Annotated in this window: 14 protein-coding genes and 1 tRNA gene; 6 read left to right on the top strand and 9 right to left on the bottom strand. The window is 60.8% G+C overall.

Annotated features, from left to right (window positions below):
- Positions 1-96 precede the first annotated feature (96 nt).
- The 5 genes from ACQ4WN_RS25385 to ACQ4WN_RS25365 all read right to left on the bottom strand — a co-directional run bounded on the left by ACQ4WN_RS25385 (position 97) and on the right by ACQ4WN_RS25365 (position 5,412).
- Positions 97-1,266 carry a DesA family fatty acid desaturase gene (locus ACQ4WN_RS25385; protein WP_436554005.1) on the bottom strand — a complete coding sequence of 390 codons (1,170 nt, stop codon included), beginning with the start codon at positions 1,264-1,266 and terminating at the stop codon, positions 97-99.
- 171 nt (positions 1,267-1,437) lie between these two features.
- Entirely contained in the window at positions 1,438-2,877 is a 1,440-nt protein-coding gene (locus tag ACQ4WN_RS25380; protein ID WP_436554004.1) for a mechanosensitive ion channel family protein, read from the bottom strand.
- Between the two features lie 30 nt (positions 2,878-2,907).
- Positions 2,908-4,227, bottom strand: a complete 1,320-nt coding sequence (locus ACQ4WN_RS25375; protein ID WP_436554003.1) for an RsmB/NOP family class I SAM-dependent RNA methyltransferase — start codon at positions 4,225-4,227, stop codon at positions 2,908-2,910.
- 21 nt (positions 4,228-4,248) lie between these two features.
- Complete coding sequence (gene purN / locus ACQ4WN_RS25370; RefSeq protein WP_436554002.1) at positions 4,249-4,857, bottom strand: phosphoribosylglycinamide formyltransferase; 609 nt, start codon at positions 4,855-4,857, stop codon at positions 4,249-4,251.
- 156 nt (positions 4,858-5,013) lie between these two features.
- Positions 5,014-5,412: a barstar family protein gene (locus ACQ4WN_RS25365; RefSeq protein WP_436554001.1), complete on the bottom strand. Its 399-nt coding sequence runs from the start codon at positions 5,410-5,412 to the stop codon at positions 5,014-5,016.
- Between the two features lie 401 nt (positions 5,413-5,813).
- On the opposite strand from ACQ4WN_RS25365, the gene ACQ4WN_RS25360 reads away from it, so the two are divergent.
- The 5 genes from ACQ4WN_RS25360 (at position 5,814) to ACQ4WN_RS25340 (ending at position 9,721) form a co-directional block, all read left to right on the top strand.
- Positions 5,814-6,326 (top strand): glycine zipper 2TM domain-containing protein, encoded by a 513-nt coding sequence (locus ACQ4WN_RS25360; protein WP_034747447.1) that lies wholly within the window; start codon positions 5,814-5,816, stop codon positions 6,324-6,326.
- A 145-nt stretch (positions 6,327-6,471) separates the two neighbouring features.
- Positions 6,472-7,260 (top strand): class I SAM-dependent methyltransferase, encoded by a 789-nt coding sequence (locus tag ACQ4WN_RS25355; protein WP_436554000.1) that lies wholly within the window; start codon positions 6,472-6,474, stop codon positions 7,258-7,260.
- 47 nt (positions 7,261-7,307) lie between these two features.
- On the top strand, positions 7,308-9,059 hold the full coding sequence (locus ACQ4WN_RS25350; RefSeq protein ID WP_436553999.1) for a GspE/PulE family protein: 1,752 nt from the start codon (positions 7,308-7,310) through the stop codon (positions 9,057-9,059).
- A gap of 68 nt (positions 9,060-9,127) precedes the next feature.
- A tRNA-Lys gene (locus ACQ4WN_RS25345) sits at positions 9,128-9,203 on the top strand.
- A gap of 107 nt (positions 9,204-9,310) precedes the next feature.
- Positions 9,311-9,721 (top strand): hypothetical protein, encoded by a 411-nt coding sequence (locus ACQ4WN_RS25340; protein ID WP_436553998.1) that lies wholly within the window; start codon positions 9,311-9,313, stop codon positions 9,719-9,721.
- A 3-nt stretch (positions 9,722-9,724) separates the two neighbouring features.
- On the opposite strand, the gene ACQ4WN_RS25335 is transcribed toward ACQ4WN_RS25340, so the two are convergent.
- Both ACQ4WN_RS25335 and ACQ4WN_RS25330 read right to left on the bottom strand, forming a co-directional pair.
- Positions 9,725-10,228, bottom strand: a complete 504-nt coding sequence (locus tag ACQ4WN_RS25335; protein WP_436553997.1) for a hypothetical protein — start codon at positions 10,226-10,228, stop codon at positions 9,725-9,727.
- Between the two features lie 3 nt (positions 10,229-10,231).
- The gene (locus ACQ4WN_RS25330; protein ID WP_436553996.1) at positions 10,232-11,278 is read right to left on the bottom strand and encodes a lysozyme inhibitor LprI family protein; all 1,047 of its coding nucleotides are present in this window, start codon (positions 11,276-11,278) and stop codon (positions 10,232-10,234) included.
- A gap of 175 nt (positions 11,279-11,453) precedes the next feature.
- Between ACQ4WN_RS25330 and ACQ4WN_RS25325 the strand changes: the two genes are divergently transcribed.
- On the top strand, positions 11,454-13,622 hold the full coding sequence (locus ACQ4WN_RS25325) for a prolyl oligopeptidase family serine peptidase (RefSeq protein ID WP_436553995.1): 2,169 nt from the start codon (positions 11,454-11,456) through the stop codon (positions 13,620-13,622).
- A 144-nt stretch (positions 13,623-13,766) separates the two neighbouring features.
- Here ACQ4WN_RS25325 and ACQ4WN_RS25320 read toward each other — a convergent pair whose 3' ends face one another.
- On the bottom strand, positions 13,767-14,498 hold the full coding sequence (locus ACQ4WN_RS25320; protein ID WP_436553994.1) for a BON domain-containing protein: 732 nt from the start codon (positions 14,496-14,498) through the stop codon (positions 13,767-13,769).
- A 104-nt stretch (positions 14,499-14,602) separates the two neighbouring features.
- Positions 14,603-15,286, bottom strand: a complete 684-nt coding sequence (locus tag ACQ4WN_RS25315; RefSeq protein WP_436553993.1) for a hypothetical protein — start codon at positions 15,284-15,286, stop codon at positions 14,603-14,605.
- Positions 15,287-15,498 lie beyond the last annotated feature (212 nt).

Here is a 15,498-nt window from a genome sequence, read left to right as displayed (position 1 = left end):
TTTTTTTTCGTCCTGATTTTCAGCCGACTGCCCGCCCCTTTTGTCGGGACGAAAAAAAGGCCCCGGAATCCAGGGCCTTGATATGCAGCAGCTTACTTATGCGTAGCTGCGCAGGCGCAACGAGAAATCCTGCAGCGACTGGATGCCCGACGCTTCGGCGCGTGTGCACCAGTCTTGCAGCTTCTGCAGCAATTGCTCGCGCGTAAAGTGGGAACGCTCCCAGATGGCGCCCAGTTCCACGCGCATGTGGTGCATGGTTTCCAGTGCCTTGCTGTGCTGGAACAATTCCGACAATTGCTCGTGATGCGCATCGGCCAGCTTGCCCGGCTCGCGCTGCATCAACTTGCGCGACGACTTGAGGAAACGCTTTTCCAGTTCCGCCTTGTGCTTCAGGTGTTCCAGCTCTTCCTTCCAGGCATGCTTGATCGATTTCGCATACTTTGCCATCACGTCGTAGCGATTGGCGATGACCGATTGCAAGGTCTCGAAGTCCGCTTCCAGCTTGCCGTGCGAGAACTTCGGTTCTGGCGCCAGCTTTTTCACCTTGGCCAGGCCCAGCATTTCCAGCGCGCGGATATACGCCCAGCCAATATCGATTTCATACCATTTCGACGACAGCTTGGCCGACGTCGCATACGTATGGTGATTGTTGTGCAACTCTTCGCCGCCGATCAGGATGCCGAACGGAATGATGTTGGTGGCTGCGTCGGCGCAATCGTAGTTGCGGTAACCCCAGTAGTGGCCGATGCCATTGATGATGCCGGCTGCCGTGATCGGGATCCACATCATTTGCACGGCCCACACGGAAATGCCGATCACGCCGAACAACACGAAATTGATGACGAACAGCGACACCACGCCCAGCCAGCTATATTTGGTGTACAGATTGCGTTCGATCCAGTCCGTCGGCGTGCCGTGGCCGTACTTGGCCATGGTTTCCATGTTCTTCGATTCGGCACGATACAGCTCGGCGCCTTCCCAGAACACTTTCTTGATGCCGCGCATGACGGGGCTGTGCGGATCTTCTTCCGTATCGCACTTGGCGTGGTGCTTGCGGTGGATGGCCGCCCATTCCTTGGTGACCTGGCCCGTCGTCAGCCACAGCCAGAAACGGAAGAAATGGCTGGGAATGGCGTGCAATTCCAGCGCCCGGTGGGCCTGGTGGCGGTGCAGGTAAATCGTGACGCTGGCGATCGTGATGTGCGTGACCACCATGGTGTACAGGAAAACTTGCCATGCGGACAGATCGGTAATGCCAGTTGCCATAAACTGCAAAACGTCGTGTAAAACGGAACTCAATGTCATTACTACTACTCCAAGTGGACAGGCATGCGCACGGTCGCTCCAGTGACTCTGGAAGTCCGGCAGTGTTAATTTTAGGCGTAATTGTACGCCCTAATGGGTGCTATCAGGCAAAATCGGAGGCAGGCAGCGAGGTTAAGGCTGGGTGCCGGATGGCGCGGACTCACCCTCTGCCGCGCCCGCGAGCGGGACAGGAGGCGTACCAACAATACGCAATTCGCGTTGCGGAAACGGTACAGTGACCTTATGTTCCTGCAAGGTGCGCCAGATGGCGCGGTTCACATTCGACTTCACGCCGCCCGTGCCGTTTTCCGGGTCTGCGATCCAGAAGCCGATCTGCACATCGAGGCCGTCGGCGCCGAAACGCACAAGAGTGGCCGATGGCGGATTACTTTGCGACACGCGCGGCACCTTGGCCGTCGCCGCTTCCAGCAGGGGGAAGATGACATCGAGATCCGTCTCATAGCCTACTGACACTGCCGTCGACAGCCAGACCATGCGATTACTCAGCGACATGTTCTGCACGCCACCGGAAATCAGCATTTCATTTGGCACGATGGATTCAACGCCATCGCCACCCAATAACACAGTATAGCGCGTATTGATTTGCGTGACTTTGCCCGTGAACTGGCCGACAGTGATCATGTCGCCGATGGTGAGGCTGCGGTCGAGCAGGATGATGAAGCCGGAGACGAAGTTCGCGGCGATCTTTTGCAAGCCGAAGCCCAGCGCCACGCCAAAGGCGCCGCCAAACACGGACAGCACGGTCAGGTCGATACCCACCAGCGACAGGCTGACCAGCACGGAGACGAGGATCAGCACGGCGCGCCCCATGCGCGACAGCACCACGCGCAAAGAGGTATGCAGACCCTGCATTTTCATCAGGCGCTCGTCGAGCGAGGTGCCGGCCCACATGGCCAGCACCAGCAGCACGGCCACCGAAATAGCGGCTTGCAAGATGGCAGCAACGGAGACCTTGTTGCGTCCCAGCGGCACGACGATACTTTCCAGGAACTCATGCAGTTCCGGCCACAGGCCCGTGATATACAGGGCCATACCGGCCCACACCACGACCGTGAAAATCTTTTCCAGCAGCAACATGGTGGGGCTGATGTCGCCATGGCGGGCAAAAATGCGGCGCAGCACATAAAAACCGAAGCGCACCAGCGCCATCGAGGTACACAGGGGGATGGCAATACTGAGCAGATTCACCGACTGGAACTTGAGCAGGAAGTGTTGCGCAATGCCCAGCAGCATGGCCGCCAGCACGGGCGTCAGGATGCGGATGAAACTGTCCGTGCGCTGCAGGGTTTCCGGCGTAGCCGGGACAACGGCCGCTTCCGCCCGCTTGTGCAGGAATTCGCGCAACTGCCGCACCAGCAACCAGCTCAGGGCCAGGCAAGCGACGATGACCAGCGCCTGCCACAGGATGGCTGGTTGACGGAAATCATTGACAAAATCAGTGATCAGGTTGAGCAGCGGGGTTTCGTTCATGGCAGATGGGGGCTGGAAGGTGGGACGGATGGGCGGTGTGCCCATGCCGCCAGGCGGGCTGGCGGCATTGAAAGCGGCCACTGCAGGGTGCAGCGGCGGCCCGTGACTAACTTACTCGGTTTGTTCAGCGTCAACGTCGTCGGCCGGTTTCTCATCGGCGTAGACTTTTTTCGGCATGATCTTGCGCTCGAACACGGCGGCGAAGAAGCCGTCGGTCTGGTGCAGGTGCGGCAACAATTTCAGGTAATCGCCCATTTCCAGCTCGATCTTCTGTTCGGCCAGCACCTTGTTCATCGGCACCAGGGTGAAGTCCGGATGCGCGGCCAGGAATTGCTCGGCGATAAAATCGTTTTCTTCGTTCAGGAAGCTGCAGGTGGCGTACACCAGACGACCGCCGCCCTTGACCAGGCGCGCCGCGCCGGCCAGGATAGCTGCCTGCTTGGCTTGCAGCTCGACGATGGAGTTCGGCTGCTGGCGCCATTTCACGTCCGGATTGCGGCGCAGGGTACCCAGGCCGCTGCACGGGGCATCGACCAGCACGCGGTCGATCTTGCCGGCCAGGCGCTTGATCTTGGCATCGCGCTCATGCGCGATCTGCACCGGATGCACGTTCGACAGGCCGCTGCGGGCCATGCGCGGCTTCAGCTTGGCCAAACGCTTTTCCGACACGTCAAACGCATACAAACGGCCCGTGTTGCGCATCAGCGCGCCGAGCGCCAGGGTCTTGCCACCCGCGCCGGCACAGAAATCGACCACCATCTCGCCGCGCTTGGCGCCGACGATCTGCGACAGGATCTGGCTGCCTTCATCTTGCACTTCGATGGCGCCGCTCTGGAACAACGGCATGTTTTGCAGCGAAGGCTTCTTGATCACGCGCAAACCCAGCGGCGCATAGGGCGTCGGCGTGCTGAGGATCGGTGCTTCGGCCAGGGCCAGCATCACGTCCTCACGCGTGGCCTTGAGCGAATTGACGCGCAAGTCCAGCGGCGCCGGCGCGTTCAGCGCATCGGCCAGCTTCATGGTTTCCGCTTCGCCGAACTGGGCGATCAGCTTGCCGAACAGCCAGGTCGGCATGTTGGCGCGCATGTTCGACGGCATCAGGCTGCGGTCGATTTGCGTGATGCGTTCCAGCCATTCGACTTCTTCTTCCGTCAAGCCGCCCAGGGAGTCCGCCCCGACGGCTTCGGCAAGGCCGAGAATGGTCAGGCGGCGCATGGTCGGGCCACTGCCCGCTTCGGCGAAGTCCGTGAAGAACGATTTGTTGCGCAGCACGGCATAAATGCCTTCGGCGATGGCGCCGCGTTCGCGCGAACCGAGGCGCGGATGGTCGCGGAAATAGCGCGACAGGGTGGTATCGGCCGGGGCCGTGAAACGTAAAATTTCGCGCAATACTTCTTCAGCATTGGCAAGTATCGCTGGTGGCAATCTCATTGTTATTCTTCCTGTAATATTTTATTGAGGGTCCACGCGGACCTGGCCATGCTCGGCTGACAGTTTATCGTCAATGAACAGGCGGATGGCGCGCGGGTAAAGCAGATGTTCCTGTACCAGCACGCGCGCCGATAAGCTGTCTTCTGTGTCGCCGGGCAAGACGGGCACTTTGGCGCTCGCCACGGCCGGCCCATGATCGAGCTCGGCAGTCACGAAATGCACGGTCGCGCCGTGTTCCGTCACGCCCGCCTCGAGCGCCTGGCGGTGCGTCGCCACGCCCGGGAACAGCGGCAGCAGTGACGGGTGGATGTTGAGCATGCGCCCCGCGTAATGCTCGACGAAGGGCGGCGTCAGGATACGCATGAAACCGGCCAGCACGACCAGGTCGGGGGCAAAGCCATCGATCACGGCTTGCAGCGCCGCATCAAACTGTTCGCGGCTGGCATAATCCTTGTGGCCAACAACTGCCGTCGCTATCCCATGTTCCGCGGCAAAAATCAATCCCTGAGCATCGGCCCGGTTACTGATGACGGCGGCAATCCGGGCTGGCCATTGCTCGGCTTGCGCCGCGCGTACGACCGCTTCCATGTTGCTGCCGCGTCCGGAAATGAGGATAACGATATTTTTCATAGCGCGCATTGTACCCGCTATGGCGATGCGAATCTAGAAAGGCCGGCATTATTGTTGCGGCGCAACATAGGCGCTGGCGCGCCGCAGCCACCCGGCAATGCCGATTATCATCTGCACGAGAGGCCGGTTTTACGGCGCCAGGGCAAGAGTAAGTATTTACTCGAACGAATAGAAGACGCGGAACGGCACTTTCTTCTCTGCCCAGTAGTCGGCCGAGTCGCGGAACACGTCGAGCAGGATCTCGCGCGCTTCCTTGTCGAATTTTTGCGTATTTGGCAATTGCTCCAGCACCACGAGGAAGCCCGTTTGGGTGCCGGCCTTGTGCATGGTATCCGTCAGGCACAGACGCAGGGCATCGAAATTCTTCGCCAGGTTTTTCGGAAACAGGAATGCTTCTGCAATAATGCCGATAACTTGTTGTTTGGTCTGTCCAGCGTTGCAATGCGCATATAAAAAGTGCTGCCCGAGACGGATCGCCTCGTCTTGTAATTCGGTCACGCGAAAGGCACGGATGGACTGGACAAGGTTGGGCGGCACGGTTAGTAACAAACTCATTTTTCCCTCAAATCGACCTGTTATGTATGGATTTGTTCTATTTGCTCTTCTTATTGCATCCCCGCACGCGGGTCAATGCGCACGCGGTGATTCGATCTGTATCAACTTTTATGCGATTCAGTGCGATTTTATATAAGCCATACGCGTATTAGGGTAACGTGTTGTCCTGTATGAATCAACCCGAATGTGATGTCAAACGCAAGATTTGTTACAAACCGCTGGTTTCAAGTCACTTCAACATCTTGTATCGATTGAAAGTGCATGTTACAGACTGTGGGGCAAGGGGCTTGGGCTGTTACATTTTGTTGCCATGCGAAACACTTGCCTCGGGCTGGCGGGATTACTATAGTCCCAAGTTGTAAAAAATACCCTGAAAGATTCTCTACATAATGAGGTTACAAATGAACTTGCAAGCCAAATTGATGATGTCAGCCCTTTGTATCGGCGCATTGCCACTCGCCCAGGCTGCCGACTTTGAAGATTTCGGCAAGGTCGTGCGCGTCGTGCCACAAGTGGAACAGATCAATCGTCCACGCCAGGAATGCCGTACGGAATACGTGCAAGTACAGGCACCGCCGCAGCAGCGCAGCGCTGGCGGCTCCATCGTCGGCGGTATCGCCGGCGCCCTGCTCGGTAGCCAGGTCGGTGGCGGCAATGGCCGCACGGCCGCCGCTGCCGCTGGCGCGATTGCTGGCGCCGTCGTCGGTGACCGCGTCGACAACCAGAACAACTATCAGGGCGGAGTGCAGGAACAAGCCGTCAAGCAATGCCGCCAGGTCGACCACTGGGAATCGCGCAACAATGGCTACCAAGTCACCTACGACTACCGCGGCCGCAACTACACGAGCATCATGTCCTATGATCCGGGCGAACGGATCCGCTTGCGCGTGTCGATCGAGCCCGCACAGCAGTAAGGCTTGACATAAGCTGCTGCGCGTCGCTTCTGTCAGGCGTTGTTACTGAGTATTAAAATGCCGGACCCATGTCGTTCTCATGGGGCCGGCATTTTTTATGGCACCCCGGCACGGGCTATAATGCGGCACACTTTCAGGCCGCCTTATGCTTATCAAACGAAAATCCATCGAACAAGTCGAATCCTCGCGCCCCGCGCGCAAGCCCCGCTATGCCCCTGTCACCCTGTCCGAAATGGATGGCGTGCGCTATTTGCATTTCGGCACGGAGTGGGTGCAGGGCGCCATGCGCATCCGCAAGCCGGACTGGCCGGAGCTCGAATACGCGCAGCAGATGATGGCGTGGATGCTGTGGATCGAGCAACCGCAGCGCCTCGCCCAACTAGGCCTGGGTACGGCGTCGCTGACCAAGTTCTGCTACCGCCAGTTCCCTCAGGCGCAAGTGGAAGCCATCGAACTGAATCCTTCCGTGATCACCATCTGCGCCTCGATGTTCAAGCTGCCGCCCAACGACGAGCGCCTGCACGTGCGCGAGATGGATGCGCTCGACTACGTCAACGACGAGGCCAACCACGGCACCCTGGACGCCCTGCAGGTGGACCTGTACGACGCCACGGCGCGCGGTCCCGTGCTCGACAGCGCGGATTTTTATTCCGCCTGCTGCGCCTGTCTGGCGCCGCACGGCATCATGACGGTCAACCTGTTTGGCGACCACCCCAGCTACGCGAAGAACATCAAGGCGATGAAGTTTGCGTTTGCACAGGTGATCTGCCTGCCGGAAGTCCATGATGGGAACGTGGTGGCGATCGCTTTCAAGACGAAAGTAGCACTCGATACCGAAGCGCAAGCGGCCCTGCTGGAACGGGCCAGGCAGATCGTTGCCGAGACCAAGCTGCCCGCCAAGACCTGGGTCAAGGGCATCGTCAGCACCCTGTAAGCGCCGGCACACCCACGCAAGGCCGGCAGCCCTGAAAGGCACCGGCCATGCCCGCTTCCCCTCCTTCCAACACGCTGCTGCAACTACCGCAACTGCTGGCCTGGCTGCAGGAGGACGGCTTGCTCGACGCGGCACAAGCGACCGCCATCGTCGCCCAGGCCGCTCTGCTGCCGGTGCCGGCCTTGCATCCGCTGTGCAACATCGCTCATGGCGCGCTGACGCTCGACACCCTGTGCGCATGGCTGGCGCAACGGGCTAGCCTGCCGTACATGCGCATCGATCCCTTGCACATCGATTTCAGCCCGGTGGCCGACGTCATGACGGCCGGCTATGCGGCCCGCTTCAACATCCTGCCCGTGGAAACCACGCTTGAGCGCATCGTCATCGCCACCGCCCAGCCCTACGCACTCGCCTGGCAGGCGCAGCTGGGGAACCTGGCGCCACGCAAGCTGAGCCTGGTCATCGCCAATCCGCTGCACATCGCCGACGCCATCGCGCAATTTTTCAGCCTGGCCAGTTCCGTCAAGGTGGCACGGCAAGCGTCCACGCAAGACCTGGCGCTGCGCCACAATGTCGAACAGCTGGTGGAACTGGGACGCAACAAGACCAACCTCGACGCCAACGACCAGCACGTGGTGCGCATCGTCGACTGGCTGTGGCAATACGCGTTTGCCCAGCGCGCGTCCGACATCCACCTGGAACCGAAGCGCGACGCGGGCCTCGTGCGCCTGCGCATCGACGGCCGCCTGCACCAGGCCTATCAATTGCCGCCCGTGGTGCTGCTGGCCATGACCGCGCGCATCAAGTTGCTCGGGCGTATGGACGTGGTGGAAAAGCGCCGCCCCCAGGATGGCCGCATCAAGACGCGCAATGCGCAGGGCCAGGAAATCGAGCTGCGCCTGTCCACCTTGCCCACGGCCTTCGGCGAAAAGCTCGTGATGCGCATCTTCGACCCGGAAATCGCCATCAAAGGCCTGGCCGAGCTTGGTTTTCCGCCCGCCGACGCCGAACGCTGGCGCCAGCTGACGGCGCGCACGCACGGCATCGTGCTGGTAACCGGTCCCACCGGTTCAGGCAAGACCAGCACCCTGTACAGCACCCTGAAGGCGCTGGCTGGCAGCGAAGTCAATGTATGCACGGTGGAAGATCCCATTGAAATGGTCGAACCGGCCTTCAACCAGATGCAGGTGCAAACCCAGGCCGGCATCGAACTGTCGTTTGCCGATGGCGTGCGGGCGCTGATGCGGCAAGATCCCGACATCATCATGGTGGGAGAAATCCGCGACCTGGCCACGGCCGAAATGGCCATGCAGGCGGCGCTGACGGGCCATCTGGTGCTGTCGACCCTGCATACCAACGACGCGCCCTCGGCCGTCATGCGCCTGCTGGAACTGGGCTTGCCCGCCTATCTGCTGGAAGCGTGCCTGATCGGCGTACTGGCGCAGCGCCTGCTGCGCTGCCTGTGCCCGGGCTGCAAGCAGCTGGACACGGCCCCGGACGGCGCCGCATGGCAGCGCTTGACAGGCGGCCAGCTGGAACGGCCCCAGGTCACGTACCGCCCGGTCGGCTGCACCCAGTGCCGGCACAGCGGCTACCTGGGACGTGCCGGTATTTATGAACTGCTGAGCGTGACGGAAACGTTTGGCCAGCTGGTCAAGGCGGGCGCCGACCTGCACGTGCTGCGCCGCCAGAGCATCCTCGACGGCATGACACCACTGCGCATCGCCGGCGCGCGCAAGATCATCGATGGCACGACCAGCATCGACGAAGTGCTGAAGATCACGGCAGCCTTGCATTAGCAGGCCATCACTTTCTCGCAGGAATGCTTTGCATTCTTTTTCAACTGATATATAATGCGGCCTCTTTCGGGTCGTTAGCTCAGCTGGTAGAGCAGCGGACTTTTAATCCGTTGGTCGCAGGTTCGAATCCCGCACGGCCTACCACGAATGCGCAGTACTAAAAAGCCCATCCTCACGGATGGGCTTTTTTCGTTTCAGCCCATCCACGGTTATACTGGTTCTTCGTCTTGCCAGCCCTGAAAGAGAAATGCATGAAACTTGCCGCCGCCCTCCTCCTGGCCAGCGCCTGCCTGTCCGCGCAAGGGCAAGCACAAGGTCAGCCGCCCATCGTGCTCGACGGCCAGTACAGCGCGCGCACGGACGAGATGAGCCTGGAGATTATCGGCAACCGCGTCTGCTTCGCGCCGGACAAGGCGCAATGGGGCCGCTTGCCCCGTCCGGCAGCGACGCACGCTGCGTGGTTCTGCTTTTCCAACGACGCCGAGGCGCGCCGGCTGCTGCGCATGCCCGCGCGCGAGGCCGACAATTGCGGCTGGCAAGCCCGCGCGCGCATCGTCATCGACACCTACCAACCGTATGTCGAGCAAGGCGATGGCAACGACATGGCGCGCCTGGCGTCGGTCGTCAAGGTGGCGCAACCGAATGCCATCGCCTGCGAATAAACGCTAATCGAGTTCGTATTCCTGCAGATAACGCGCCAGCAATTCTCCATCCGAAAGCGGGCAGACAAAGCCCGCCCCCCAGTCGGCCAGCAACAGCTGCTCTTTCAAGGGCAGCAGCAACAATTGCGACATGCCATCGCTGCACCACAAATCCACCACGATGCCCTTGTCGTCCAGGCCGGCAAACAAGGTCTCCGTCTTGTCGCCGCCAAAGGCCAGCACATTCTTGCATTCCACGCGGTAACTGCTGTAGCCCGTATACACGGCGTCGTACGGTGGCATGGTGTCGGCCAGCGCCAGGCGCAGCTGCCCGGCCGTGATACCCAATGCGGACAGTGGCGACGGTGGCGCCTCGGGCACGTACATCTGCGTCCAGCCGGCGCCGCTGCGGTGCGCATCGGCGAACGCCTGCTGCTCGCCCATCTGCGTCAAACAGTGCTGAAAATTATCCAGCGGCAGCAATTCGATCATGCAAAAATCGTCTTCGTGGTAATACGCTTCACGCATGGCTTAATTCCCCAGCAAATCTTGTAACTGGGCATTGCGCCGCGCCGTCAGCAGGCCCGCCCAGGTCTCGCTGGTGACGGCGGGATAGCGCACGGCGCCGAAATTCATCCAGGCATCGCGGTATGCCAGCCACAGGCGCTGGGTGGCGCGGATGCCATCCTTGCCCACGGCACCCGCATAGGTTTCCGCCGGCTTTTTCATCAGCTTGCCGTAGATAAGGTTGAGTTCCTTGTCGAGCGCCGCCACTTGCGCCTTCGACATATTTGCCGGCAACTTGCCCGCTTCGTACTCGCGCAAGTCCTTCGCCAGCAGATCGAGTTCGGCCGTACGGGCGGCGATGCTCAGGGCGGCGCGCGCCGTACCGCTCAAGTCCGTTTCATTAGCGGCGCGCGCATCGGCAAACTTGCTTGCCGCCGCCTGCAACTTTTGCAGCGAGGCTTGCGCCACGGCCGGCATGCTTTCGCTGACCTTGCCTGTCGCCTGCGCGCGCACGCGCTGCTTTTGCCGCGCATCGATGGCGCTGCACACGCCCATCATGTAGCCGCTGGTGATGTCGTCGCACAAGTCGATCATGCCGCGCCCGCTGGCATTGATCTGCTGCAAGTGTTCGATGCGCCCCCGCATCTCGGCGGGCGCCGCATCGATGCTGCACGCATACTTCAGCGCCAGCAACGGGTCCTTCTGCACGCCCTGTCCATTCTGGTACAGCATCATCAAGACGGCGCTGTTCTGCGTGGCCATCGCGCAATGACGCGCGGGACGCCAGTCGGCCGGCTTGGGCGAGGACATACTCTTGGTATCGTAATACAGGTCCATCGCCTGGCATTGCTGCATGGACGCCACGGCGGACGGCGCCGGCAAGTCGGCGGGCGGCGCCGCCGCATCCTTGACCTTCAGACAGCCCGCATACCAGGCCGTGCTTTCCGCCTGGCCCACGCCCATGGCGCTGGTATTCGGGTACGGTGCGGCGGCAGCAGCAAAACCCGGGCTGGCAAGCAGCGCGCCGGTACCCAGCAATAGCGTTTTCAATAAGGATAGACAAGTTTTCATGTTCAAGCAGCGCCAGCGTGAGTAAAGCGGCAAGTTTAACTGATCTGCCAGGCTGCGCCCGCCCGATACACGCTCATCGCGCCGGGTAAGTTACGGTACTCAGCCTTGGCAGTGCAGGAAGCCATGGGCAATAATGTTGCCCGCTGTACTTTTTTCACTACTCCGGACCACGCCCATGACCTTACCCCGTCTTCGCCGTTCCCTCGGCTCCCTGCTGATCGCAGCAGTCTGCGCCTCGCTGGCAATGACCGTCCACGCCGCCGCTACCACGACGGCCATACCCGTTGCCGCCACGCAAACGCAAGCCAGACACGCCATCACGCATGAAGACGTATGGCTGATGAAACGCGTGGGTGCGCCCGTCGCCAGCCCGGATGGAAAGTGGGCTGTGTTTTCCGTCGTCGACAGCGCCTACTCCAGCCAAGAGCAATGGTCGGACCTGTGGATCAAGTCGCTGCTTGACGACAGCCCCGCGCGCCGGCTGACCTATTCCAAAGGCGGCGAAAGCGCCGTGACCTGGTCGCCGGACAGCCGCCAGCTGGTGTTTGTCGCCAAGCGCGACGGCGATGAAGCGGGACAGATTTACCGCCTCGACGTGGCCGCAGGCGGCGAAGCACAGCGCCTGACCTCGCTCACCCTGGGCGCGCGCATGCCGAAATGGAGTCCGGATGGCAAGCAACTGCTGCTCATCAGCGACATCTATCCAGGCAACAAGACGGAGGCCGACGTCAAGCAAAGCGCGAAAGAGCGCAAGGAACGCAAAGTCAGCGCCCGCTCGTATGAAACGACGGCGCCCCGCTATTTCGACAAATGGCTGACCGACAAGCAAGTACGGCTGTTCATCGTCGACGCCGACGCTGCTGCCCGAGGTGAAAACACAGCGCGCGACATCCTGTCTGGCACGCAACTGGTCACCCTGCCGGGCTTTGGCGGCGGCCAGGGCGACGAGGGACAATCGCTGGACGCCGTCTGGACGCCGGATGGCAAGGCCGTCGTCTTCAACGCGGCCACCAACCACGACGCGGCGCAGCGCGAAGCCGTGGTCTCGCAACTGTATCTGCTGCCCGTGGCGGGCGGCGAAGCACAGCGTTTGACGCAGGACAAACATAGCTACGGTTCCTTGAAATTTGCGGCCGACGGCAAGACCCTGTTTGCCTTGAGCGATGCGCAAACGCCGGGCAAGGTGTATGACGTGAAGCGCCTGGCCAGCTTCGCCTGGCCGATGAGCAACCCTGCGCCGACCATCCTGACGGCCAAGCTGGACCGTTCGATTTCCCGCTTCGTGCTGCCCGAGGGCGGCAAGCGCGTCATCTTCAGCTATGAACATGCGGGCCTGGAAAAGCTGTACTCGATCGACGCCAGGGGTGGTGACGTGCGCGAGGAGCCATCCTTGCCGACGGGCAGCATCAATTCGCTGAGCAGCGGCGGCAAAGCCCTGGTGGGCGTGTGGGAGTCGTCCATCAACCCACCGGAAATCTATGCCTTCAACGGCAAGCAGCCGAAGCGCTTGACGGCCTTCAACACGGACAAGGCAAGTAAAATCGACTGGCAGGCGCCCGAGCACTTCTGGTTCACCACGGCCGACGGCCGCCAGATCCACAATATGCTCATCAAGCCGGCCAATTTCGATCCGAACAAGAAATACCCGCTGTTTACCGTCATCCACGGCGGCGCGGCCAGCATGTGGCGCGACCAGTTCGTGCTGCGCTGGAACTATCACTTGCTGGCCAAGCCGGGCTACGTTGTCTTGCTGACCGACTACAAGGGATCCACCGGCTATGGCGAGGAATTCTCGCGCTCGATTCAATTCGACCCCTTGAAGGGCCCGGGTGATGAAGTCAATCAGGGCGTCGATGAAGCCATCAAGAAATATGCCTTCATCGACGGCACGAAGCTGGCCGCCGGCGGCGCCAGCTATGGCGGCCACCTGGCCAACTGGCTGCAAGCGACCACCACGCGCTACAAGGCCATCGTCTCGCACGCGGGCGAAATGGACTTGATCATGCAGTGGGGAACCAGCGATGGCGGTTTCGGCCGTGAAACGAATGCAGGCGGCCCCGTCTGGTCGAACTTGCCCGTGTGGCGCGACCAAAGCCCGGTCATGCAAGCGGGCAACCATGAAAAAGGCACGGGTTTCACGACGCCGATCCTGATCACCGTGGGCGAGCTCGACTACCGCGTGCCTGCCAACAATGCCTTGATGAACTTTGCCGTGCAACAGCGCCTGAACGTGCCGGCGAAATTGCTCGTGTTCCCGGATGAAAACCACTGGATCTTGAAGGGCGAAAACAGCCGTTTCTTCTATAGCGAAGTCGAGGGCTGGCTGGCTAAGTACTTAAAATAATCCTGCTGTACGCTGCTTGAAAAGCCAGGCTCCGCTCATGCGGGCCTGGCTTTTTCATGTAGGCTGGGCAGCGGTGTGTGCGGCTCCAGTCGTCACTTCAAGCTTGTGAAATGGGGTCAGACCCGGCGGGTCTGAGCCCATACATTACTTCACCTTCAAGCCATTCTTCACATCCGTCACGCCTTCCACGCCACGGGCCAGGTCAGCGGCTTTTTTCACTTGCGCCTGTGTCGGCACGAAACCGCTGAGCATGACGACGCCATTCATCGTTTCCACGTGCACGTCCAGCGCTTTCAAGTCATTGTCCTTGACGAGGTCTGCCTTGATCTTGGTGGTGATGACGGAGTCTTCCACTGCCACCTTGGTGCTGCTGGCCGCATTGCGCGTCACGCAGGCGGCCTTGGCCGTTGCATCCATGGCATCGCAATTTTCCTTCCTGGTGGCAGGCGGATTTTGCGCCACGTTGGTGCCGGCTCTGGCGCCCATGTTGGCGTCAGCCAGCGCGGCCGTTTTCGCCGCCTTGGCATCGTTCATGCACGTGGTCTTGTCGGCGCCCGAGCGATCGCCGCATTGGGCCTTGGCCAGGTCATACTCGGCATTGGCGACATCCTTGCGGGCCTTGCCCAGTTCGCGCGGCGTGTTGCGGTACTGGGCCACGGCGTCCGAATCGGCCCTGGTGCGCGCCACCCTGGCTTCTTCCACGCAGACTTTTTTCGCGTTGCCGCTGTGGGCATCGCAGGCAGCCTTGGCCTGTTTGTAGTCGGCCGTTGCCTTGTCCGTCAAACTCTTGTACGAGGCATCCTGCGCATACGCGGGCGTGGCGGCAAGCAGGGTGCTGGCACTGGCGGCCAGCATGAGTGCGATCATTTTGTTCATGGTGGTTCCTCTCTGGTTAGTTGATGCCCAGATTAGACCCCTGCCGTATGCAAAGCTCCGTGCGACAGCACACGCTGACAGGCCATCTGCGTAAAAATCAGCGTTTATTTGTCGCCGCTCAAGCCCTTTCGCCATAATACTTGCGCCTGTTCAAATGGTGAAGCGCCCCCAGCAAATGCGCCTTCGCCATCCGCCAGCGCCAGCCATGCCTGCGTGGTGTGGGAACCTCCCGCGCTATCGCCGCCGGCGCGCACGCCCCGCATCCAGGCCAGCACATCTGGGTATTGCCCGGGGTAGCGTCCATGCATCCAGGCCAGGGCCACCAGATCCGCATAGGCCTCTTCGCGACGCGTTTCTCGCAGCTCCTGCGCCAGCGGTGTCAGCTTGCCCCGCTGCGTGCCGAGCGGCTCGCCTAAGCCGCGTGGCAAGGCGTGCCAGTCGCCCTGTGCATAGCGCTGGCAATGGCCGATTTCATGCGCCGTCATCGCTTCGATCATCATGCCTTGACGCGCGGGCAGTACATCTTGCAAGACACTGTCCGCCTGCGCATTGCCGCGCAAGGACAGCACCAGCTTGCAGCGCCCCGCTTCGTAGCCCAGCGCCAGCGGCACGGCATCGGGCGCATCCTGCGGTTGCACGATGATATCGATGGGCAAGCCTTGCGCGCGCGCAAACGCGATGACGGGCTGGCCCGCCTGCAGCCAGCGGCTTTCCAGATCGGTGAGCTGAGCATGCGCCATGGCGGGCGCGGCACTAAGCAAACTCAACAGCGAAATCAGTTTCAACATGGGATCAACGGCAAGAAAGGAATGCAACCACTGCAGAGTAAGCGGTGAAGATATTTCCACAAGGAAAAACTGGCAACTATTCACAAATAAAGACGAAAAAAAAGGCTCTGTCCCCGATAAGTAGGGGAATTCCGAGAATTTTCCTGGGGCCCTGCTGTCTGACGGTACATAGCAGACAAACGGGAGTCTTCCATGCAGCCAGCCCAGTGGAA

The sequence above is a fragment of the Janthinobacterium pasteuri genome, assembly GCF_051380775.1.
Taxonomy (GTDB): domain Bacteria; phylum Pseudomonadota; class Gammaproteobacteria; order Burkholderiales; family Burkholderiaceae_D; genus Janthinobacterium.
Note: the sequence above shows the minus strand (reverse complement) of the source record. Positions and strands in the feature narration are given on the sequence as shown.

Bases quoted from the DNA above. Each gene is read 5' to 3' on its own strand.
- ACQ4WN_RS25385 (WP_436554005.1), bottom strand. From the start codon at position 1,266: ATGGCAACTGGCATTACCGATCTGTCCGCATGGCAAGTTTTCCTGTAC.
- ACQ4WN_RS25330 (WP_436553996.1), bottom strand. From the start codon at position 11,278: ATGAAAACTTGTCTATCCTTATTGAAAACGCTATTGCTGGGTACCGGC.
- ACQ4WN_RS25355 (WP_436554000.1), top strand. From the start codon at position 6,472: ATGCTTATCAAACGAAAATCCATCGAACAAGTCGAATCCTCGCGCCCC.
- ACQ4WN_RS25360 (WP_034747447.1), top strand. From the start codon at position 5,814: ATGAACTTGCAAGCCAAATTGATGATGTCAGCCCTTTGTATCGGCGCA.
- ACQ4WN_RS25365 (WP_436554001.1), bottom strand. From the start codon at position 5,412: ATGAGTTTGTTACTAACCGTGCCGCCCAACCTTGTCCAGTCCATCCGT.
- ACQ4WN_RS25375 (WP_436554003.1), bottom strand. From the start codon at position 4,227: ATGAGATTGCCACCAGCGATACTTGCCAATGCTGAAGAAGTATTGCGC.
- ACQ4WN_RS25315 (WP_436553993.1), bottom strand. From the start codon at position 15,286: ATGTTGAAACTGATTTCGCTGTTGAGTTTGCTTAGTGCCGCGCCCGCC.
- purN (WP_436554002.1), bottom strand. From the start codon at position 4,857: ATGAAAAATATCGTTATCCTCATTTCCGGACGCGGCAGCAACATGGAA.
- ACQ4WN_RS25325 (WP_436553995.1), top strand. From the start codon at position 11,454: ATGACCTTACCCCGTCTTCGCCGTTCCCTCGGCTCCCTGCTGATCGCA.
- ACQ4WN_RS25340 (WP_436553998.1), top strand. From the start codon at position 9,311: ATGAAACTTGCCGCCGCCCTCCTCCTGGCCAGCGCCTGCCTGTCCGCG.
- ACQ4WN_RS25350 (WP_436553999.1), top strand. From the start codon at position 7,308: ATGCCCGCTTCCCCTCCTTCCAACACGCTGCTGCAACTACCGCAACTG.
- ACQ4WN_RS25335 (WP_436553997.1), bottom strand. From the start codon at position 10,228: ATGCGTGAAGCGTATTACCACGAAGACGATTTTTGCATGATCGAATTG.
- ACQ4WN_RS25320 (WP_436553994.1), bottom strand. From the start codon at position 14,498: ATGAACAAAATGATCGCACTCATGCTGGCCGCCAGTGCCAGCACCCTG.